This window comes from Pseudomonas sp. CCOS 191 (assembly GCF_001007005.1).
In the GTDB taxonomy this organism is placed as follows: Bacteria; Pseudomonadota; Gammaproteobacteria; order Pseudomonadales; family Pseudomonadaceae; genus Aquipseudomonas; species Aquipseudomonas soli.
This window is the reverse complement of the sequence record NZ_LN847264.1, coordinates 5836248-5857128: the sequence shown is the minus strand read 5'-3', so window position 1 is coordinate 5857128 and position 20881 is coordinate 5836248. Positions and strand designations below refer to the sequence as shown.

Annotated in this window: 12 protein-coding genes, 2 tRNA genes and 4 rRNA genes; 8 read left to right on the top strand and 10 right to left on the bottom strand. The window is 59.7% G+C overall.

Features of this window, described 5'->3' with window-relative positions:
• Positions 1–128 precede the first annotated feature (128 nt).
• From CCOS191_RS26045 to CCOS191_RS26030, 4 genes are all read right to left on the bottom strand, one after another.
• The gene (locus tag CCOS191_RS26045) at positions 129–1565 is read right to left on the bottom strand and encodes an NAD(P)(+) transhydrogenase (Re/Si-specific) subunit beta (RefSeq protein WP_046857569.1); all 1437 of its coding nucleotides are present in this window, start codon (positions 1563–1565) and stop codon (positions 129–131) included.
• Positions 1566–1567: 2 nt separating this feature from the next.
• Positions 1568–1882, bottom strand: coding sequence for an NAD(P) transhydrogenase subunit alpha (locus CCOS191_RS26040; RefSeq protein ID WP_008097413.1), 315 nt, complete (start codon positions 1880–1882; stop codon positions 1568–1570).
• 11 nt (positions 1883–1893) lie between these two features.
• Positions 1894–3015: a Re/Si-specific NAD(P)(+) transhydrogenase subunit alpha gene (locus CCOS191_RS26035; protein WP_038707135.1), complete on the bottom strand. Its 1122-nt coding sequence runs from the start codon at positions 3013–3015 to the stop codon at positions 1894–1896.
• Positions 3016–3453: 438 nt separating this feature from the next.
• Positions 3454–4353 carry a LysR family transcriptional regulator gene (locus CCOS191_RS26030; RefSeq protein WP_046857568.1) on the bottom strand — a complete coding sequence of 300 codons (900 nt, stop codon included), beginning with the start codon at positions 4351–4353 and terminating at the stop codon, positions 3454–3456.
• A gap of 163 nt (positions 4354–4516) precedes the next feature.
• Between CCOS191_RS26030 and CCOS191_RS26025 the strand changes: the two genes are divergently transcribed.
• From CCOS191_RS26025 to rrf (CCOS191_RS25990), 8 genes are all read left to right on the top strand, one after another.
• On the top strand, positions 4517–5698 hold the full coding sequence (locus CCOS191_RS26025; RefSeq protein ID WP_023630017.1) for an acyl-CoA dehydrogenase: 1182 nt from the start codon (positions 4517–4519) through the stop codon (positions 5696–5698).
• A 15-nt stretch (positions 5699–5713) separates the two neighbouring features.
• On the top strand, positions 5714–6934 hold the full coding sequence (locus CCOS191_RS26020) for a CaiB/BaiF CoA transferase family protein (RefSeq protein WP_046857567.1): 1221 nt from the start codon (positions 5714–5716) through the stop codon (positions 6932–6934).
• Positions 6935–7489: 555 nt separating this feature from the next.
• A 16S ribosomal RNA gene (locus CCOS191_RS26015) occupies positions 7490–9026 on the top strand.
• Positions 9027–9112: 86 nt separating this feature from the next.
• A tRNA-Ile gene (locus CCOS191_RS26010) sits at positions 9113–9189 on the top strand.
• A 24-nt stretch (positions 9190–9213) separates the two neighbouring features.
• Positions 9214–9289 (top strand) — tRNA-Ala (locus tag CCOS191_RS26005).
• Between the two features lie 245 nt (positions 9290–9534).
• Positions 9535–12428: ribosomal RNA gene (locus tag CCOS191_RS26000) — 23S ribosomal RNA — on the top strand.
• A 134-nt stretch (positions 12429–12562) separates the two neighbouring features.
• Positions 12563–12678, top strand: a 5S ribosomal RNA gene (gene rrf, locus CCOS191_RS25995).
• A 110-nt stretch (positions 12679–12788) separates the two neighbouring features.
• Positions 12789–12904, top strand: a 5S ribosomal RNA gene (rrf, locus tag CCOS191_RS25990).
• Together the 16S, 23S and 5S rRNA genes with 2 tRNA genes alongside form the textbook arrangement of a ribosomal RNA operon.
• A gap of 338 nt (positions 12905–13242) precedes the next feature.
• On the opposite strand, the gene CCOS191_RS25985 is transcribed toward rrf (CCOS191_RS25990), so the two are convergent.
• From CCOS191_RS25985 to CCOS191_RS25960, 6 genes are all read right to left on the bottom strand, one after another.
• Positions 13243–13710, bottom strand: a complete 468-nt coding sequence (locus CCOS191_RS25985; RefSeq protein ID WP_046857566.1) for an SRPBCC family protein — start codon at positions 13708–13710, stop codon at positions 13243–13245.
• A 32-nt stretch (positions 13711–13742) separates the two neighbouring features.
• A complete protein-coding gene (locus tag CCOS191_RS25980; protein ID WP_046857565.1) occupies positions 13743–17174 on the bottom strand; it encodes an amino acid adenylation domain-containing protein in 3432 nt (1143 codons plus the stop codon).
• Positions 17175–17184: 10 nt separating this feature from the next.
• A complete protein-coding gene (locus CCOS191_RS25975) occupies positions 17185–18114 on the bottom strand; it encodes a diiron oxygenase (protein ID WP_046857564.1) in 930 nt (309 codons plus the stop codon).
• Positions 18111–18887 carry a DUF3050 domain-containing protein gene (locus CCOS191_RS25970; protein ID WP_046857563.1) on the bottom strand — a complete coding sequence of 259 codons (777 nt, stop codon included), beginning with the start codon at positions 18885–18887 and terminating at the stop codon, positions 18111–18113. Before CCOS191_RS25970 ends, CCOS191_RS25975 begins: the two co-directional genes overlap by 4 nt.
• 596 nt (positions 18888–19483) lie before the next feature.
• Complete coding sequence (locus CCOS191_RS25965) at positions 19484–20044, bottom strand: hypothetical protein (protein ID WP_156177712.1); 561 nt, start codon at positions 20042–20044, stop codon at positions 19484–19486.
• A gap of 78 nt (positions 20045–20122) precedes the next feature.
• Entirely contained in the window at positions 20123–20815 is a 693-nt protein-coding gene (locus CCOS191_RS25960) for a GntR family transcriptional regulator (protein ID WP_046857561.1), read from the bottom strand.
• Positions 20816–20881 lie beyond the last annotated feature (66 nt).

The window sequence follows — 20881 nt, the reverse complement described above, 5'->3', positions numbered from 1 at the left end:
CCGCGACCATGGTCGTATGAGCGGCCCGGAAATAGAGCCGTTGATCTGGATCAGGCAAATGCGACAAACCCCGGAAATGGCTTCCCGGGGTTTGTCTTGTACAAGCGGTTGCGATGCGGTCCTTGGACCTACTCCACAGCCTTGACCATGTCCTCGATGACCTTTTTGGCGTCACCGAACACCATCATGGTCTTGTCCAGGTAGAACAACTCGTTGTCCAGGCCGGCATAGCCGCTGGCCATGGAGCGCTTGTTGACGATGATGGTCTTGGCCTTGAAGGCTTCGAGGATCGGCATGCCGGCGATCGGCGACTTCGGATCGTTCTTCGCTGCCGGGTTGACCACGTCGTTGGCGCCCAGCACCAGCACCACGTCGACCTGGCCGAACTCGGCGTTGATGTCTTCCATCTCGAATACCTGGTCGTACGGCACCTCGGCCTCGGCCAGCAGCACGTTCATGTGCCCAGGCATGCGCCCCGCTACCGGGTGGATCGCGTACTTCACGGTCACGCCGTTGTGGGTCAGCTTCTCGGTCAGTTCCTTGAGCGCGTGCTGGGCGCGGGCCACCGCCAGGCCGTAGCCCGGGACGATGATCACGCTGTCGGCGTTGCTCAGCAGGAAGGTAGCGTCGTCGGCCGAGCCGGATTTCACCGGGCGTTGCTCTTTCGAACCCGTCGCGGCACCGGCATCGACGTCGGCACCGAAGCCACCGAGGATCACATTGAAGAACGAACGGTTCATCGCCTTGCACATGATGTACGAAAGGATCGCACCGCTGGAGCCGACCAGGGAGCCGGCGATGATCAGCATCGAGTTGTTCAGCGAGAAGCCGATACCGGCTGCTGCCCAGCCCGAATAGCTGTTGAGCATCGACACCACCACCGGCATGTCGGCGCCGCCGATCGGGATAATGATCAGCACGCCCATGACGAAGGCCAGGGCCAGCATCAGGGTGAAGGCGCTGTAGTGGCCGGTGAAGGTGAACAGCAGCCCCAGGGCGATGGTCGCCAGGCCCAGGATCAGGTTCAACTTGTGCTGGCCGGCGAACTGTACCGGTGCGCCCTGGAACAGGCGGAACTTGTACTTGCCCGACAGCTTGCCGAAGGCGATCACGGAACCTGAGAAGGTGACGGCGCCGATGGCTGCACCGAGGAACAGTTCCAGACGGTTGCCGGTGGGGATCGGGTCGCTGATGGCGGCGACGATGCCCAGCGACTGTGGTTCGAGCACGGCGGCGATGGCAATGAATACCGCGGCCAGGCCGATCATGCTGTGCATGAAGGCGACCAGCTCCGGCATCTTGGTCATCTCGACGCGCTTGGCCATGATCGAACCGGCGGTGCCACCGACCAAAAGGCCGACGATCACGTAGCCGATACCCGCTGTCGCAAGCTCAGCCCCAAGCTTATAGATGAGGCCCACCGTGGTGAGGATCGCGATGCCCATGCCGATCATGCCGAACAGGTTGCCGCGCCGCGAAGTGGTCGGGTGCGACAGGCCCTTGAGCGCCTGGATGAAGCACACCGAGGCGACGAGGTAGAGGAGCGTTACCAGATTCATGCTCATGCTTACTTCTGCGCCTCGTTCTTGGTTTTCTTCTTGAACATCTCAAGCATGCGGCGGGTGACCAGGAAGCCACCGAACACGTTGACCGCGGCCAGCGCCACGGCCAGGGTGCCCATGACCTTGCCGGCCGGGGTGACGGTCAGCGCGGCGGCCAGCATGGCACCGACGATGACGATCGCGGAAATGGCGTTGGTAACTGCCATCAGCGGCGTGTGCAGGGCCGGGGTGACGTTCCACACCACGTGGTAGCCCACGTAGATGGCCAGCACGAAGATGATCAGGTTGTAGATGCCGTGGGAAATCAGCATGTCTTCCATTGTCGTGCTCCTCAGCCGTTCTTGCGCACGACCTGGCCGTCGCGGCACATCAGGCACGCGGCGACGATGTCGTCTTCGAGGTTGATGACCAGGTTGCCGTCCTTGTCGAACAGCAGTTTCATGAAGTCCAGCAGGTTGCGCGCGTACAGGGCCGAGGCGTCGGCACCGACCTGGGCCGGCAGGTTGGTCGGGCCGACGAGGGTCACGCCGTGCGCCATCACCACCTGGTCGGCCACGGTCAGCGGGCAGTTGCCGCCTTGGGCCGCGGCCAGGTCGATGACCACTGAACCTGGTTTCATCTGCGCCACGGTCTCGGCGCTGAGCAGGGTCGGTGCCTTGCGTCCGGGGATCAGCGCGGTGGTGATGACGATGTCCGCCTGCTTGGCACGCTCGTGCACGGCCTGGGCCTGACGCTGCATCCAGCTGGCCGGCATTGGCCGGGCGTAGCCGCCCACACCTTCGGCGCACTCACGTTCCTCGTCGGTCTCGTAGGGCACGTCGATGAACTTGGCGCCGAGCGACTCGATCTGCTCTTTCACTGCCGGGCGCACGTCGGACGCCTCGATCACCGCGCCCAGGCGCTTGGCCGTGGCGATGGCCTGCAGGCCGGCCACACCGGCACCGAGGATCAGCACGCGGGCGGCCTTCACAGTGCCGGCGGCGGTCATCAGCATGGGCATGAAGCGCGGGTAGTGGTGGGCTGCCAGCAGCACGGCCTTGTAGCCGGCGATGTTGGCTTGCGACGACAGCACGTCGAGGCTCTGCGCGCGTGAGGTGCGCGGTGCAGCCTCCAGGGCGAAGGCTGTGATGCCGCGCTCGGCCATCTTGGCGATCAGTTCGTTGTTGAACGGGTTGAGCATGCCTGCCAGCAGGCTGCCGCTGTTGATCAGCGCCAGTTCCTGGTCACTGGGCGCGACCACCTTGAGCACCAGCTGCGCGCCGAAGGCGTCAGCGGCTTCGCCCAAGTTGGCGCCAACGGCCTCATAGGCACTGTCCGGAATGCTGGCCTTGAGCCCTGCCCCCCGTTGCACGGTGACCTGATGGCCCTGGCCAACCAGTTTCTTGATGGTTTCCGGGGTCGCGGCGACCCTTGTCTCACCCGTCTGCGTCTCGAGAGGAACACCAATGTGCACGACTTTGTCTCCTGCGGTGACCTTTTGTCTTTATAGGAACCAGCGCACTTCGGGTGGTGCGGCTGGGTGGTCGTAGAGCACGACCCCGCCGGATCCGGGGCGGGGGAGGCATTTTGCAGACGAACCCGAGGGCCTTCAACCGGTTCTGAAGCGAAACGAAGTTAAAACTACAAGTCACCCTGTGACCGTATGTCGCAACGATTTGCCCTCAAGCCGTCAAGCACGCGCTATGCGGAGCTTAGGAGAAAATTTGAAAAAAATTCCGCTATTTTCGTTCTCAGTTTGCTGAATGTCGCAAAATCAGCTGCAAACCCGCGCAGTAACTAGGGTTGCTAGGTTTTTCGGGGGGAACGGAACAGATTACGGATTTGCGACAAATCCATATATCTGTAGGTGTTCAAAATAATTGACTACGGGGTCAGCTTTGGCCGTTTCACCCTATTTCGTGGCGGTGTACTGTTGCGCCTGCGCCACCAGCCAGTCGCGGAACGCCCGTAGCGAGGCGGACTCGACCTTCCGCTCGGGGATCATCAGATGGTAGGCCTTGTCGCTGGAGAGGGCATGCCTGTTAGCGACCACCAGTCGGCCCTCCTGCAGCTCGCGCTGGATCAGGAACGGTGGAATCAGCGCAATGCCCATGTCATGCATGGCGGCCTGGGCCAGCATCGAAAACAGCTCGTAGCGCGGGCCGGTCATGTCGCGTTCGACGCTCATCCCCAAGCCGTCGAACCATTGTCGCCAGGCATAGGGGCGGGTGGTCTGCTGCAACAGCGGCAAGCCGGCAATGCGCTGGGCGTCGAGGCTGGCTTGCCCTTCCAGCAGGGAGGGGCTGCACACCGGCATGGGGTTCTCGCCCATCAGTCGGTGGGACTGGGTGCCCGACCAGTCGGCGTCACCGAAGTAAATGGCGGCATCGAAGGGCGTGTCGGCAAACAGGAAGGGGCGGGTGCGGTTGGTCAGGTTGACCGTGACTTCCGGGTGACGCTGCTGGAAGTCCTTCAGGCGCGGCAGCAACCACTGGGTGCCGAAGGTCGGGACAACCGCCAGTTCGATCACATTGGCGCCTTGCTGGCGCATCACCGAAAGCGTGTCGCGCTCCACCGCATCCAGCTGTGCGGCTACCTGGCGACTGTAGGAGAGCCCGGCTTCGGTCAATTTCACGCCCCGGCGTGAGCGGCGGAACAGTTCGACATTGAGGAAGGTCTCCAGGCTGCCGATCTGCCGACAGACGGCGCCCTGGGTCAGGGCCAGTTCCTGGGCGGCCTTGGTGAAGCTCTCGTGACGTGCGGCCGCCTCGAAGCAGACCAGGGCGGTGGTGCTGGGGATCTTGCGGCGCATGTACGTGAACCTCACATGTCAGGCGTTGAGCAGGGCATTTTGATGATTACGAAGTGAGAAAATATCACTAAACGGTGCGCAATCCTCGTTTGTCCCTCACGCCAAACAGGCCTAGGATCAATCCAGCACAACAATTCGTTCCCATCTTTCGAGGAATCCGCACATGGCTGGCAAGGCAAGCTTCAACTGGATCGACCCGCTGCTGCTGGATCAGCAGCTCACTGAAGAAGAGCGCATGGTCCGTGACAGCGCCTATCAGTTCGCCCAGGACAAGCTGGCGCCCCGTGTGCTGGAGGCGTTTCGTCATGAACAGACGGATCCGGCGATCTTCCGTGAGATGGGTGAAGTCGGCCTGCTCGGCGCGACCATTCCCGAGCAGTACGGCGGCAGTGGCCTGAACTACGTGTGCTACGGCCTGATCGCCCGCGAGGTGGAGCGTATCGACTCTGGCTACCGTTCGATGATGAGCGTGCAATCGTCGCTGGTCATGGTGCCGATCAACGAGTTCGGTACCGAGGCACAGAAGCAGAAGTACCTGCCGAAGCTGGCCAGTGGCGAATGGATCGGCTGCTTCGGCCTGACCGAGCCCAACCATGGCTCCGACCCGGGCTCGATGATTACCCGCGCCCGCAAGGTCGACGGTGGTTATCGCCTGAGTGGCAGCAAGATGTGGATCACCAACAGCCCGATCGCCGATGTATTCGTGGTCTGGGCCAAGGACGATGCCGGCGATATCCGCGGCTTCGTGCTGGAGAAAGGCTGGGACGGCCTCAGTGCTCCGGCCATCCATGGCAAGGTCGGCCTGCGCGCTTCCATCACCGGCGAGATCGTCATGGACAACGTATTTGTGCCGGAAGAGAACATCTTCCCCGACGTGCGCGGCCTCAAAGGCCCGTTCACCTGCCTGAACTCGGCCCGCTACGGCATCTCCTGGGGTGCGCTGGGTGCCGCCGAGGCCTGCTGGCACACCGCTCGCCAATACACCCTGGATCGTCAGCAGTTTGGCCGCCCGCTGGCTGCCAACCAGTTGATCCAGAAGAAGCTGGCTGACATGCAGACCGAGATCACCCTGGCCCTGCAAGGCTGCCTGCGCCTGGGCCGGATGAAGGACGAAGGGACCGCGGCGGTCGAGATCACCTCGATCATGAAGCGCAACTCCTGCGGCAAGGCCCTGGACATCGCTCGCCTGGCGCGGGACATGCTGGGTGGCAATGGTATTTCCGACGAGTTCGGCGTCGCCCGCCACCTGGTCAACCTCGAGGTGGTCAACACCTATGAAGGTACTCACGACGTGCATGCGCTGATCCTTGGGCGTGCGCAGACCGGCATCCAGGCGTTCTATTAATAGAGGAGCCATGCCATGGGCGCGCTTTCCCATCTGCGGGTGCTGGATCTTTCCCGAGTATTGGCCGGCCCCTGGTCCGGCCAGATCCTCGCCGACCTTGGGGCGGATGTAATCAAGGTGGAGCGCCCTGGCGCGGGTGACGACACCCGTTCCTGGGGGCCGCCTTTCCTGCGCGATGCCCAGGGCGAGAATACCAGCGAGGCGGCCTACTATCTGTCGGCCAACCGCAACAAGCGCTCGGTGACCATCGACTTCACCCAGCCCGAAGGCCAGCGCCTGGTGCGTGAGCTGGCGGCGAAGTCGGATATCGTCATCGAGAACTTCAAGGTGGGTGGGCTGGCGGCTTACGGGTTGGATTACCAAAGCCTGAAGGCCATCAACCCGAAGCTTATCTATTGCTCCATCACCGGCTTCGGCCAGACCGGGCCGTATGCCAAACGTGCCGGCTATGACTTCATGATCCAGGGGCTGGGTGGGCTGATGAGCCTGACCGGGCGCCCAGAGGGAGAGGAGGGCGCGGGGCCGATGAAGGTTGGGGTGGCACTCACTGACATCCTGACCGGGCTGTATTCCACCGTGGCGATTCTTGCGGCCTTGGCGCATCGTGATCAGGCGGGCACAGGCCAGCATATCGATATGGCGTTGCTGGATGTGCAGGTTGCCTGCCTGGCCAATCAGGCGATGAACTACCTCACCACTGGCAACCCACCCCGGCGGTTGGGCAATGCGCACCCCAATATCGTGCCCTACCAGGACTTTCCGACGGCGGATGGCAATTTCATTCTTACCGTGGGTAATGACGGGCAGTTCCGCAAGTTTGCTGAAGTGGCGGGGCAGGCGCAGTGGGCGGATGACCCGCGGTTCTCTACTAATAAGCAGCGGGTAGCCAATCGTGCGGAGCTGATTCCGTTGATTCGTCAGGCTACGGTGTTCAAGACCACGGCTGAATGGGTCACAGAGCTGGAGAAGGCAGGTGTTCCATGCGGGCCGATCAATGACCTGGCGCAGATGTTCCAGGACCCACAGGTATTGGCGCGTGGGCTGGCGGTGAATGTTCCACATCCACTGGCGGGCAGCGTGCCGCAGGTGGCCAGCCCGATCCGGTTGTCGGAGACGCCGGTGGAGTATCGGCATGCGCCTCCATTGCTGGGGGAGCACACCGAGGCGGTGCTCATGGATGTGCTGGGGCTTAGTGGGGAAGCGGTGCAGGGCCTTCGGGGCGCAGGGGTGCTGTAATACGAGCTATAGATATAAGAAGCGGGGCGGCCGGCAGGCCGCCCCGCTTTGCTTTTCAACAATCTGAAGGTTTTATGAAATAAAGGTTGACGGGGTTTCAGATCCCCTTATAATGCGCCCCACTTCCAGCGACATCGGAACGAAAAACTCCTTGAATATCAACGAGTTGATCGATCAAGAGAGTTGCGGAGGTGCTTCGATCGTCAGATCGGCGGCGGTGAAAAAGGCAGTTGACAGCAGGTTGTAACGCTGTATGATTCGCCTCCCGCTACGAGAGATCGCAGCGAGTCAAGTGTTTGAAGTGAAACGAAAAACTTCAAAATAAACGCTTGACACGAAATGAGGAAAGCGTAGAATGCGCGCCTCGGTTGAGGCGAAAAGCTCTTGGCCAAACGCTCTTTAACAAATTGAATCAAGCAATTCGTGTGGGTGCTTGTGAGTACGGACTGATAGTCGCCAAGATTATCAGCATCACAAGTGGCCATGCGAGAAATCACATAGTCATTTGAGATTGCTGAGCCAAGTTTAGGGTTTCTTAAAAACCCAAGCAGTATTGAACTGAAGAGTTTGATCATGGCTCAGATTGAACGCTGGCGGCAGGCCTAACACATGCAAGTCGAGCGGATGACGGGAGCTTGCTCCTTGATTCAGCGGCGGACGGGTGAGTAATGCCTAGGAATCTGCCTGGTAGTGGGGGACAACGTTTCGAAAGGAACGCTAATACCGCATACGTCCTACGGGAGAAAGCAGGGGACCTTCGGGCCTTGCGCTATCAGATGAGCCTAGGTCGGATTAGCTAGTAGGTGAGGTAATGGCTCACCTAGGCGACGATCCGTAACTGGTCTGAGAGGATGATCAGTCACACTGGAACTGAGACACGGTCCAGACTCCTACGGGAGGCAGCAGTGGGGAATATTGGACAATGGGCGAAAGCCTGATCCAGCCATGCCGCGTGTGTGAAGAAGGTCTTCGGATTGTAAAGCACTTTAAGTTGGGAGGAAGGGCAGTAAGTTAATACCTTGCTGTTTTGACGTTACCGACAGAATAAGCACCGGCTAACTCTGTGCCAGCAGCCGCGGTAATACAGAGGGTGCAAGCGTTAATCGGAATTACTGGGCGTAAAGCGCGCGTAGGTGGTTCGTTAAGTTGGATGTGAAAGCCCCGGGCTCAACCTGGGAACTGCATCCAAAACTGGCGAGCTAGAGTATGGTAGAGGGTGGTGGAATTTCCTGTGTAGCGGTGAAATGCGTAGATATAGGAAGGAACACCAGTGGCGAAGGCGACCACCTGGACTGATACTGACACTGAGGTGCGAAAGCGTGGGGAGCAAACAGGATTAGATACCCTGGTAGTCCACGCCGTAAACGATGTCAACTAGCCGTTGGAATCCTTGAGATTTTAGTGGCGCAGCTAACGCATTAAGTTGACCGCCTGGGGAGTACGGCCGCAAGGTTAAAACTCAAATGAATTGACGGGGGCCCGCACAAGCGGTGGAGCATGTGGTTTAATTCGAAGCAACGCGAAGAACCTTACCAGGCCTTGACATGCAGAGAACTTTCCAGAGATGGATTGGTGCCTTCGGGAACTCTGACACAGGTGCTGCATGGCTGTCGTCAGCTCGTGTCGTGAGATGTTGGGTTAAGTCCCGTAACGAGCGCAACCCTTGTCCTTAGTTACCAGCACGTTATGGTGGGCACTCTAAGGAGACTGCCGGTGACAAACCGGAGGAAGGTGGGGATGACGTCAAGTCATCATGGCCCTTACGGCCTGGGCTACACACGTGCTACAATGGTCGGTACAGAGGGTTGCCAAGCCGCGAGGTGGAGCTAATCTCACAAAACCGATCGTAGTCCGGATCGCAGTCTGCAACTCGACTGCGTGAAGTCGGAATCGCTAGTAATCGCAAATCAGAATGTTGCGGTGAATACGTTCCCGGGCCTTGTACACACCGCCCGTCACACCATGGGAGTGGGTTGCACCAGAAGTAGCTAGTCTAACCTTCGGGAGGACGGTTACCACGGTGTGATTCATGACTGGGGTGAAGTCGTAACAAGGTAGCCGTAGGGGAACCTGCGGCTGGATCACCTCCTTAATCGAAGACATCAGCCTGCTGATGAGCTCCCACACGAATTGCTTGATTCATTGTGTAAAGACGATGCTGTAACGCGACCCTGTTATAGGTCTGTAGCTCAGTTGGTTAGAGCGCACCCCTGATAAGGGTGAGGTCGGCAGTTCAAATCTGCCCAGACCTACCAATTACTTGGTGCGGCTGGTCAAATGGGGCCATAGCTCAGCTGGGAGAGCGCCTGCCTTGCACGCAGGAGGTCAGCGGTTCGATCCCGCTTGGCTCCACCACTCTTTCAGGTTTCGCAGCACTGCTCAGAACTTAGAAATGAACATTCGTTGATGAATGTTGATTTCTGACTTTTGTCAGATCGTTCTTTAAAAATTCGGATATGTGATAGAAATAGACTGAACACCAGTTTCACTGCTGGTGGATCAGGCTAAGGTAAAATTTGTGAGTTCTGCTCGAAAGAGCGACGTGCGAATTTTCGGCGAATGTCGTCTTCACAGTATAACCAGATTGCTTGGGGTTATATGGTCAAGTGAAGAAGCGCATACGGTGGATGCCTTGGCAGTCAGAGGCGATGAAAGACGTGGTAGCCTGCGATAAGCTTTGGGGAGTCGGCAAACAGACTGTGATCCAGAGATCTCTGAATGGGGGAACCCAGCCAGCACAAGCTGGTTATCTTGTACTGAATACATAGGTGCAAGAGGCGAACCAGGGGAACTGAAACATCTAAGTACCCTGAGGAAAAGAAATCAACCGAGATTCCCTTAGTAGTGGCGAGCGAACGGGGACCAGCCCTTAAGCTGGTTTGAGATTAGTGGAACGCTCTGGAAAGTGCGGCCATAGTGGGTGATAGCCCCGTACACGAAAATCTCTTGCCAGTGAAATCGAGTAGGACGGAGCACGAGAAACTTTGTCTGAACATGGGGGGACCATCCTCCAAGGCTAAATACTACTGACTGACCGATAGTGAACCAGTACCGTGAGGGAAAGGCGAAAAGAACCCCGGAGAGGGGAGTGAAATAGAACCTGAAACCGTATGCGTACAAGCAGTGGGAGCCTACTTTGTTAGGTGACTGCGTACCTTTTGTATAATGGGTCAGCGACTTATATTCAGTGGCGAGCTTAACCGAATAGGGGAGGCGTAGCGAAAGCGAGTCTTAATAGGGCGCTTTAGTCGCTGGGTATAGACCCGAAACCGGGCGATCTATCCATGGGCAGGTTGAAGGTTAGGTAACACTGACTGGAGGACCGAACCGACTACCGTTGAAAAGTTAGCGGATGACCTGTGGATCGGAGTGAAAGGCTAATCAAGCTCGGAGATAGCTGGTTCTCCTCGAAAGCTATTTAGGTAGCGCCTCATGTATCACTGTAGGGGGTAGAGCACTGTTTCGGCTAGGGGGTCATCCCGACTTACCAAACCGATGCAAACTCCGAATACCTACAAGTGCCGAGCATGGGAGACACACGGCGGGTGCTAACGTCCGTCGTGAAAAGGGAAACAACCCAGACCGTCAGCTAAGGTCCCAAAGTCATGGTTAAGTGGGAAACGATGTGGGAAGGCTTAGACAGCTAGGAGGTTGGCTTAGAAGCAGCCACCCTTTAAAGAAAGCGTAATAGCTCACTAGTCGAGTCGGCCTGCGCGGAAGATGTAACGGGGCTCAAACCATGTACCGAAGCTACGGGTATCACCTTTTGGTGATGCGGTAGAGGAGCGTTCTGTAAGCCTGTGAAGGTGAGTTGAGAAGCTTGCTGGAGGTATCAGAAGTGCGAATGCTGACATGAGTAACGACAATGCGAGTGAAAAACTCGCACGCCGAAAGACCAAGGTTTCCTGCGCAACGTTAATCGACGCAGGGTTAGTCGGTCCCTAAGGCGAGGCTGAAAAGCGTAGTCGATGGAAAACAGGTTAATATTCCTGTACTTCCAGTTATTGCGATGGAGGGACGGAGAAGGCTAGGCCAGCTTGGCGTTGGTTGTCCAAGTTTAAGGTGGTAGGCTGAGATCTTAGGCAAATCCGGGATCTCAAGGCCGAGAGCTGATGACGAGTGCTCACTAGAGCACGAAGTGGTTGATGCCATGCTTCCAAGAAAAGCTCCTAAGCTTCAGATAACTGGGAACCGTACCCCAAACCGACACAGGTGGTTAGGTAGAGAATACCAAGGCGCTTGAGAGAACTCGGGTGAAGGAACTAGGCAAAATGGCACCGTAACTTCGGGAGAAGGTGCGCCGGTGAGGGTGAAGCACTTGCTGCGTAAGCCCACGCCGGTCGAAGATACCAGGCCGCTGCGACTGTTTATTAAAAACACAGCACTCTGCAAACACGAAAGTGGACGTATAGGGTGTGACGCCTGCCCGGTGCCGGAAGGTTAATTGATGGGGTTAGCGCAAGCGAAGCTCTTGATCGAAGCCCCGGTAAACGGCGGCCGTAACTATAACGGTCCTAAGGTAGCGAAATTCCTTGTCGGGTAAGTTCCGACCTGCACGAATGGCGTAACGATGGCGGCGCTGTCTCCACCCGAGACTCAGTGAAATTGAAATCGCTGTGAAGATGCAGTGTATCCGCGGCTAGACGGAAAGACCCCGTGAACCTTTACTATAGCTTTGCACTGGACTTTGAGCTTGCTTGTGTAGGATAGGTGGGAGGCTTTGAAGTGGGGACGCCAGTTCTCATGGAGCCATCCTTGAAATACCACCCTGGCAACCTTGAGGTTCTAACTCAGGTCCGTTATCCGGATCGAGGACAGTGTATGGTGGGTAGTTTGACTGGGGCGGTCTCCTCCCAAAGAGTAACGGAGGAGTACGAAGGTGCGCTCAGACCGGTCGGAAATCGGTCGTAGAGTATAAAGGCAAAAGCGCGCTTGACTGCGAGACACACACGTCGAGCAGGTACGAAAGTAGGTCTTAGTGATCCGGTGGTTCTGTATGGAAGGGCCATCGCTCAACGGATAAAAGGTACTCCGGGGATAACAGGCTGATACCGCCCAAGAGTTCATATCGACGGCGGTGTTTGGCACCTCGATGTCGGCTCATCACATCCTGGGGCTGAAGCCGGTCCCAAGGGTATGGCTGTTCGCCATTTAAAGTGGTACGCGAGCTGGGTTTAGAACGTCGTGAGACAGTTCGGTCCCTATCTGCCGTGGACGTTTGAGATTTGAGAGGGGCTGCTCCTAGTACGAGAGGACCGGAGTGGACGAACCTCTGGTGTTCCGGTTGTCACGCCAGTGGCATTGCCGGGTAGCTATGTTCGGAAGAGATAACCGCTGAAAGCATCTAAGCGGGAAACTTGCCTCAAGATGAGATCTCACTGGAGCCTTGAGCTCCCTGAAGGGCCGTCGAAGACTACGACGTTGATAGGTTGGGTGTGTAAGCGCTGTGAGGCGTTGAGCTAACCAATACTAATTGCCCGTGAGGCTTGACCATATAACACCCAAGCAATTTGCTAACGCAGATTGCGGTGGTGAAGACGAAACGAACCGAAAGTTCGCGACGAACCACAAAGATCACATATCCGAATTGGCTGGCATGTCTGCAAAGACGTACTGGCAACCGAATTTCTTGACGACCATAGAGCATTGGAACCACCTGATCCCATCCCGAACTCAGCAGTGAAACGATGCATCGCCGATGGTAGTGTGGGGTTTCCCCATGTGAGAGTAGGTCATCGTCAAGATTAATTTCGCAAAACCCCTATCTGCGCGAGCAGGTAGGGGTTTTGTCTTTAAGTAGAGACTACAGAGATTCGCAGGTACGTCCTTCAGGACGGACCAGCACACAGAATTTCTTGACGACCATAGAGCATTGGAACCACCTGATCCCATCCCGAACTCAGCAGTGAAACGATGCATCGCCGATGGTAGTGTGGGGTTTCCCCATGTGAGAGTAGGTCATCGTCAAGATTCAATTCCAAAGCCCCTGATCGCGATGCGATCAGGGGCTTTGTCTTTTCAGGGTATCAATGCCTGAAGTTTCCGTATGAGATCGTCCAGCTCCCTGCGCTGGCACGAAGGGAACAGTATTCACAAGCACAGCACGGCCGCTGTAGGAGCGGCTTCAGCCGCGATCACCCGCGAAGCGGGTGCCAGACACCGAGTTGCTTGCATCGCGGCTAAAGCCGCTCCTACAGAGATATCTTTTGGCTGTGCAACAGCGACCCCTGATGTTCAAGACAAAAAAAGGCCGCTCCCGGTTGGGAGCGGCCTTTTCGCTATCGGGGCATACGCCCCTGCCCGTGCTATCAGCTCAGCAGATTACGCACATTGCCCATCGCTTCATCGGCAAAGCCCTGCAGGAACGCCTGGAAGCTCGGCAGAGCCTCCGGGCCACCTTCCCAAGGCTCGGCCTGGATGGTCCAGGTCGCACGGCTGCGGCTGGCGTCGATCTCCTGCACCTGCATGGCCGCCCACAGATTGCCGATATTCAAGCTGGTGTAGATCAGGCTCCAGGTCATGTTCATGGCTTGATCGTCACGGGTGTTCAACTGCTCGATCACCACGTTGCCATCCTTGAACAGCTTCTTGCGCACCGAGCGCACACCGCTGCCGGTCATCTCGATATGCGCCAGGGCAGGAATGAACACCGGGAAGCCAGCGAAGTTGCCGACGATGTTCCACACGCTGGCCGCCGGCGCGGCGATCTCCACGCTGGAAACCACCAGACAGCCTTGCGGGTTGCGGATCAGGGTATCGGGTTTGAGTGCTTGCATAGGGGTATTGCTCCTGTTGTGTATGTAAGGGATCAGATAAAGCCGATGTCGGCCAGGTAGCGGCAGCCGCGGCTGAGCAGCGCCGGGTCCTTGCTCGGGTAACGGGCGCCCATGCGCTGCACGCCGGCGCGGGCGTTGTCGTGGGCGATGCCGGAGATGTCACCGATGTCTTCTTCGAAACCGTCCAGGTAGAAGCCCAGGACGTCGTACAGCGCGTTGTCGCTATCGACCCTGGCCAACTGGCGCTGCCATTGCTCGATGCTGACCAGTTCGAAGGCATGGCCCTGGGCATGGAATGAAGCCAGGTAGTCACGCCAGCGCAGGGGTTCGGGGTTGTGCAGGTTGAACACGCACTGGCCGGCTTGGTGACGGCTGCTGTGGAAGGCGATGAAGCGGGACAGGAAGTCCACCGGCATGAGATCGAAGTCGATCTCGAGCTCCGGCACCTGGCCCAACTGCAGCGAGCCCTTGAGCATCAGCATCAGCCGGTTGCGCTGTGGCTGGCAGGCCCCGGTGCGGCTATCGAAGGTGATGTTGCCGGGGCGGAACAGGTTGACCCACACGCCCTGCTCACGGGCACGGCTGAGGATGCGCTCGCCGACCCATTTGCTCAGGTTGTAGCCGTTGCGGATGTAGATCGGCGGGGTATTGGTCGGATCGCTCTCCAGCACGCGACCGTCAATGTCCACCGCGCTGCAAGCGGAAAGGGTCGAGACGAAGTTGAAGATCTTTTTGCGCCGGCCTTCGCATAGCCGCAGGCACTCGAACAAGGGCTCGATGTTGTCGGCTGCCAGTACCTCGTAGTCGAGCACATGATTGACCTGCGCGGCGTTGTGCAGCAACGCGCCATAGTTGCTGTCCAGGTAGTCGTAGTCGGCCTGGGCCAGACCCAGCAGTGGTTTGCGCAGGTCCGCTTCGAATATCCGTACGCGGCTGCGGTCCAGGGTGACGTGGTTGTCCCGCAGGGCCTGGGAGAAACGCTCATCGGCGGATAGCCCTGCGGCGCTGCGTACCAGGCAAGCGACTTCACTCGCGCCCCACTCCAGCAGGGCCTCGACCAGATGCACGCCAAGGAAGCTGTTGGCCCCGGTGACGATCACCTTGTGCACATCGCCCAGGCGCTCCATCGATTGCACCTGCAGGTCCAGTTCGCGATTGGCGTCCTGCTCCAGGCGTACCAGGGAGGTTTGCAGCGCCTCGTGATCGCCATCGAGCAGCGCGCCCAGGCGTTGCAGGGTCGGCTGTTCGATGAAGCGGTTGATGGCCACCCCCTGGCCGAAGTGTTCCCTGACCTCCAGCAGCAGGCGCGACAGCAGGATGGAGTGACCGCCGAGGTTGAAGAAGCTGTCGTCGACGGAAATCTCGCTTTGTGGGAGCTCCAGCAGCGCACTCCACAGGCAGCGCAGGCGCTCCTCGGTGGTTGTCCGTGGTTCGATGCGCTGGCTGGTCGGCAAGGCCAGTGGACGCAACGACAACGCCCGGCGATCCACCTTGCCGTTGGCGGTATAGGGCATCTGCTGCAGCACCTGATAGAACATCGGGCGCATGTAGTCGGGCAGGTGTCGCTCGGCATGCTCGCGCAGCAAGGTTTCGGCATCGGCTCGTTGCGGGTGGGCAAGGAAGGCCAGGACCCGCCGCTGGGCGTCGATCACCACCGCCACCTGGGCGAACAGATGGCTATCGCGCAGGCAGTGCTCGATTTCTTCGGGTTCGACCCGGAAACCACGGATCTTCACCTGGTTGTCTCGCCGACCGCACAACTCGATACCTTGTTCGGTCCATTTGCCGATATCCCCCGTGCGGTAGGCGCGCAGTGTGCGGCCTGCGGGCAAGCTCAGCTCGACGAAGCGTTCGGCGCTCAGTTCGGGGTTGTTCAGGTAGCCCAGGCCGACGCCTGGCCCGGCGATGTACAGCTCGCCGGGGGTCTGCTCACAAACCGGCTGCAGATGCTGGTCGAGGATCAACACCTGGGTGTTGGCGATCGGCAGGCCCAGGTTGCGGTTGTCGTCGTCCGTACCGAACACCCGGGTCGTGGCCAGCACGGTGGTTTCGGTCGGCCCATAGATATTGTGCATCCGGCATTGCCCGGCCAATCGGGCGATGACCTCTGGTTCGCAGACGTCGCCGCCGGTGACCAGATGGCGCAGGCCCAGATGGAGATCCCGGGGCAGGATGCTCAGCAGCGCCGGTGGCAGGAACGCGTGGCTCACTTCCTCTCTGTGGATAAGTTGTACCAGCAGCTGCGGATCGCGACGCTGGTCCTCACTGGGCAGGACCAGTTCCGCGCCACAGGCGAACGTCGGCAGGATATCCAGCAGCGAGGCATCGAAGCCGATGGTGGAGAACTGCAGGACCCGGCTGTGCCGGTCCAGGTCCACATGCTCGCGATACCAGGCCATGAAGTGCGCCAGGTTGCCCTGGCTGAGCAACACGCCTTTCGGTTGGCCGGTGGTGCCGGAGGTGTAGATCGCCACGCAGGCCTGCTCGGCGGCAGCCTGGCGCAATGCCAGGCTGGGCAGCGGCAAGTCCTGCGCCAAAGGAAAGTTGCGCACATCCACATCAGGGATATCCACAGGCGTCTGGCCGTCGTGCAGCATGACGCAGGCGCCAGCGTCGTCGAGGATCAGCTGGCGGCGCTCGGCCGGTGTGGCCGGATCCAGTGGCAGGTAGATGGCGGCGCAGCCCAGCACCGCCAGCAGGCTGGCGTAGAGCTCGGGTGACTTGCCCATGCACACGGCGACCACAGGCGGCTGCTCCCCGGCTTTGGGCAACAGCGGCAACAAGGCCTGCTGGATGACGGCGGCGCGGGCATGCAGTTGCTCATAAGTGCAACGCTGGCCGTCGTGGTTCACGGCGGGAGACCCTGCGTGCACACGCAGGCTGTGTTCCAGGCCGCCGATCAGGCCTGTTTCGGCCTTCTCCAGCAAATCGGCGCGCAGCGTGCGGTTGAACGGGTGGCGGTAGGCCAAAGTGCCTAGCCAGTCCAGGCCGTGCTCACGCTCATGCTCTCCAGGGCTTACCGCAGGCGTTTCCTGCAGATGCAACGGGTTGCGGGCGAAGCGGGTGACCTGCAGCTCCAGTTGCTCGCACAGGGCTTGCAAGGTGTCCTCGCGTAGCTGTTGGCCATTGCCGGAGGATGGCGTGTGTATCGGCACGCGATGGATCAGGCGCTGGGCGCTGGCACTGCCGCACCAGCACAGGGCCTCCAGTTGCGGCAGGGTGTCGGCGTAGCTCGCACCCAGGCGTAGCCTGAGCAACGGCGTGCCGCCCAGGGGCTGCCAGTCACTGCTGCTCAGTGCCAGGCTGCCATCTTCCACCACCAGGTCGGGATGGGCCGACAGCTGCCGGGGCAGGGCCTGGGCGCTGTCGGCCCTGGCCGAGCCATGTCCGTGCTCGGCGAGCAGGCGGGCGAACTCCTCCAGGGGCGGGCTGGTGCCCACCAGGAGTATGTCGAGGCGTCTCATGTCTAGGTCCTCAGGGCAGATAGTCGCGCAGGGCGTCCTGTACGCAGGGCGACTCGAGCATCGAGCTGCTGCGGAAGAAGCGCAGGATGTTGCCCAGCAGCGGATGCTGGCGGTTGATCGGATAGGCCAGGCCCAGCGCCTCCTCGCGCAGCGCCCGGCGTACCGTATCGCTCACCGGCAAGGCGTCGATCAGGGCACAGTCGAAAGCCTGCTGGATGTCGTTGGTCAGGTACTGGCGCAGGAACAGCGGCAGTACCTTGGCGATCATCTGGCGATCCGCCTCAGGCGCGGTATGCCAGTAGATGCGCGTCAGGCGCGCCCAGAAGCTCGAGTGACGACCTTCATCCAGCAGGTGATCGGCCATCAGGCCCTTCACCGAGGGCTTGACCGAATCGTCGCGGGCAAAGGCCGCGACATCGTCGGTCAGGGTGTTCTCGGCGATGCCCACGCAGATCAGCTCCAGGGCGTCACGCAGGGCCTCGGGCACCTGTTCCAGCACGGCTGGAATGGCGCGGCTGAGTTCGATTTCCTGGGGCAGGGCGATCGGCTCGATCCCGGTCAGGGCGATGGTCTGCTGCAGGAAGTCCATCGCCACCAAGGCGTGATAGTCCTCGTCCACCACCACGGTCATCGCGTCGTAGCGGCAGGCGAACGGGAAATGCACGGCAAAGCGGTCCTTGGCGATGCGCCGGGCGGTGCGGTCGACGATCTCGGTCTCGAAGATCACCACATCATTGATGAACTTGTAGAGGCTCTGTACCAGTACGAAGTCGCGCAACTGCGGGCACTCGCGCTGAAACGTCGCGCCGAGTACCAGGGGCTGGCGGCTCAGGGGGTAGATCAGGCGCTGGTCATCCTCCACCAGGCGCCGCGGCCGGGTGCGAATGGTCGCCCTGGCCTCCCAGGCCTCGGCAAAGGAGCGATACTCGAGGGCATTCATGGGGTGACCTCGGCAACAGCTGTTTTCAGCGACGTACGCAGGCGGTCCCACAGGGCCATGCGGCTGTCCACCGCGGCGATGGCGGCCACGTAGACGTCTTCCTGGCGCAGCGGATCGTGATCGACCAGGCGTGCCAGCAATTGCTCGGCGGCGGGGCCGTGGTCCTCGGAGTCGACCTCGATGTGACGTTGCAGGTAGTAGCGGAAGGTCGGTGCCTGCTCGGTGCCGATGCCCCACTCGTCGAGAATCTGCTGGAACATCGATGGAATGACGCTTTCCCGCCCATGCAGGAAGGCGGCGGCAACCTGGTGGGCCGGTGCCTCGATGGCCACTTCGAGGGTGTCGCGAACGAATCGCTGCGCGGCTTCACTGGCGCCGCAACGTTGCAGCGCGTCGAATGCCGCGACGCCTTGTTGCTGCAGGCTGACGAAGCGCTCGATGGCCTGGGTGCTGGCACCGACTTCGCGCATGGCATCGAGGTACAGCTCGAAGTGGCTGTAGTGACCATGATCGAGGCGATCGTCCGATTCCTCGCCCAGGACGATCTCGTTGATCAGGCGCGCCGCGGCCGGGTCCCTTGGTGGCAGCCAGGGCAGGCTGACGCAGGTCAGCTCCTGCTGCAGGCGCTTGGTCAGCGACATGAAGTCCCAGACGGCGAACACGTGGGTTTCCATGAACCCACGCAGCGTCTCCAGAGAGTCGATTTCGGAAAATAGCGGGTGCAGGGAAAGTTCATGTTTCTTGTCGGAAAGTGTGCGCTTCAATGTGCTCATGATGAGATCCATTTAGAGGTGATATACAGGGGCGTTATGCTCTGGAAGTTGCAAGGCAACTAAATGCCGGGCGAATGAAGGCCTCGAGTGAAAACTCGAATTCGAACAACAGGCAGAGGCCGGCAGGGCTTGTTTGGCAGGGCGTCCACGGTGACGCCTGGCTGCCCTTGGCTGGCGATATAAAAGTTAGAACAACTTCGAAGTTTGTCGCAATTGTTTTTTTGATTATTTTATGTTCGGACTTTTCTTGAAATGTAAGTGCCTGAATAAAACATTGAGTAAGTTTTATTTTGGCAATACGTACTCCTTCCGATAATTAACGATCAGAAAATGACACAGAGTGAATGCCTCACTCGGAGCACGAATGAATTGAGATGGAGAGAGTGACTATTGAGGGGCGGCTGATCGCTTGCGGTCCTTGCCCCGGTGCCAGGTTCCTTCTGCAGGTGAATGAGGAGGCAAACGGCCAGGTCCACGTCTGATGATCAGCGGCCGCTGCGGGGGTAGAGTGTGCCCAAAATGCTGGCACTGCCATGGCCAGGCACTGACCAGGCAGCGGAAAAGCCTTGATCAGCGCACGGATGGCGAGGGGAGAATTAGAAGCTTAGCAACCCGAGGTGGGCGTTGAAGATGCGCACCAGGCGCTGGTTCAGCAGCGAAGTATCGACCGCTTGCACCGGTAGCTCAATGAGCTCCAGCTCCCGGCGTACCAGGCTGTGCCAGCCGAGCATCGCTGCCAGCGAGCCCGGCGGATAGAGCACGGTCATGGGGATATGCAGGGGCAGGTAGGTGGTGCTGAATTGTGGGCTGTCACAGCTTGCAACAAACAAGTGCCGGGTCAGGCCCGGGCAAGCACCTTGCACCTGCTGTATCAGGGCCAAGGCGATGTGCGCGCCCAGGCCTTGGGCAAACACGGCATGGGGCTGCATGAGGTAGGGCTGGAGCTGTTCGACCAGGGCCTGGGTCAGGCGCCCGGGAATGGGCAGGGATTGTTCGAGGTCGGCAATGGAGGGGACATCGACCGCGACCAGCTCGATGGGGTCGCTGAGGGTCCTTGCCCAGGTGCGGTACTGGGCAAGTTGCTGCCGTGTGTTTGCCAGGCAGATCAGGCGAATCCTGGGCGGCTGGTCGGGCGTGGTGTCCTGTCGAGTCTGCACGTGCACTGCCGTTCCTTGTGGCGGATCGTGTCGGCGCAGCAGGGTGGTCGCCAGGGGCGGCTGCGCGGTTGAGCAGGATCAGTTGGCCGATTGCCTGTCGAGGTATTTCCTGATGGTGCGCGCGGCGTGGTTGAGGTGCTCTTCCAGGAGCTTCACGGCCTCTTCCACCAGTCTGTCGTTGGCGGCATCGACAAGGGCAATGTGGTCATCCTGGGTGAGTTTGCCCAGGCCCATCGAGGACAGATGGAAGCGCAGGAAGCGTTCCTCTTCGTTGAGCTCGATCTCGATCATGCGCAGCAGCTTCTGGTTCTGCGCCTTGCTGTAGAGAGCCATGTGGAACAGGCGATTGAGCCGGCCGATTTCGGCATGACGGGTCTCGGTCTCCAGTTGGCGGATGTAGGCCCTGGCCTGGGCGATGTCGTCGGCATCGAGCAAGGGGATCGACTGGCGCAACGCCTCGGTCTCGAGCAGCACGCGCAGGGCGTACGTGTCGACGGCATCCTCACCGATCAATGGCGCTACCACGGCGCCTTTGTGCATCACCACCTGCAGCAGGGACTGGGCTTCGAGTTGGCGCAGTGCCTCGCGCACGGGCATGCGACTGACACCGAACAGGGTCGCCAGCTCTTGCTGGCGCACGGCGGTGCCCGGGGGCAGGCGGCCATCGAGGATGGCACTGCGCAGGCGCTCTTCGATAACACCCCGGGCCAGGTGCGGTGGTACTTGTTCGCTGCCCAGGACGGTGCTCAGGAGTTTGGGTTTCTCAGCCACGCGGGGTTCGCCTCGGCAACATGAAAATTGGATCCAATAACCCTAGTGAGGGAAGGGGGCGCTTGT

What these genes read in the sequence shown, in the direction of transcription:
- CCOS191_RS26045 (WP_046857569.1), bottom strand. Translation starts at nt 1,565, where the DNA reads ATGAGCATGAATCTGGTAACGCTCCTCTACCTCGTCGCCTCGGTGTGC.
- CCOS191_RS26040 (WP_008097413.1), bottom strand. Translation starts at nt 1,882, where the DNA reads ATGGAAGACATGCTGATTTCCCACGGCATCTACAACCTGATCATCTTC.
- CCOS191_RS25975 (WP_046857564.1), bottom strand. Translation starts at nt 18,114, where the DNA reads ATGAATGCCCTCGAGTATCGCTCCTTTGCCGAGGCCTGGGAGGCCAGG.
- CCOS191_RS25985 (WP_046857566.1), bottom strand. Translation starts at nt 13,710, where the DNA reads ATGCAAGCACTCAAACCCGATACCCTGATCCGCAACCCGCAAGGCTGT.
- CCOS191_RS25970 (WP_046857563.1), bottom strand. Translation starts at nt 18,887, where the DNA reads ATGAGCACATTGAAGCGCACACTTTCCGACAAGAAACATGAACTTTCC.
- CCOS191_RS26025 (WP_023630017.1), top strand. Translation starts at nt 4,517, where the DNA reads ATGGCTGGCAAGGCAAGCTTCAACTGGATCGACCCGCTGCTGCTGGAT.
- CCOS191_RS26020 (WP_046857567.1), top strand. Translation starts at nt 5,714, where the DNA reads ATGGGCGCGCTTTCCCATCTGCGGGTGCTGGATCTTTCCCGAGTATTG.
- CCOS191_RS26030 (WP_046857568.1), bottom strand. Translation starts at nt 4,353, where the DNA reads ATGCGCCGCAAGATCCCCAGCACCACCGCCCTGGTCTGCTTCGAGGCG.
- CCOS191_RS25980 (WP_046857565.1), bottom strand. Translation starts at nt 17,174, where the DNA reads ATGAGACGCCTCGACATACTCCTGGTGGGCACCAGCCCGCCCCTGGAG.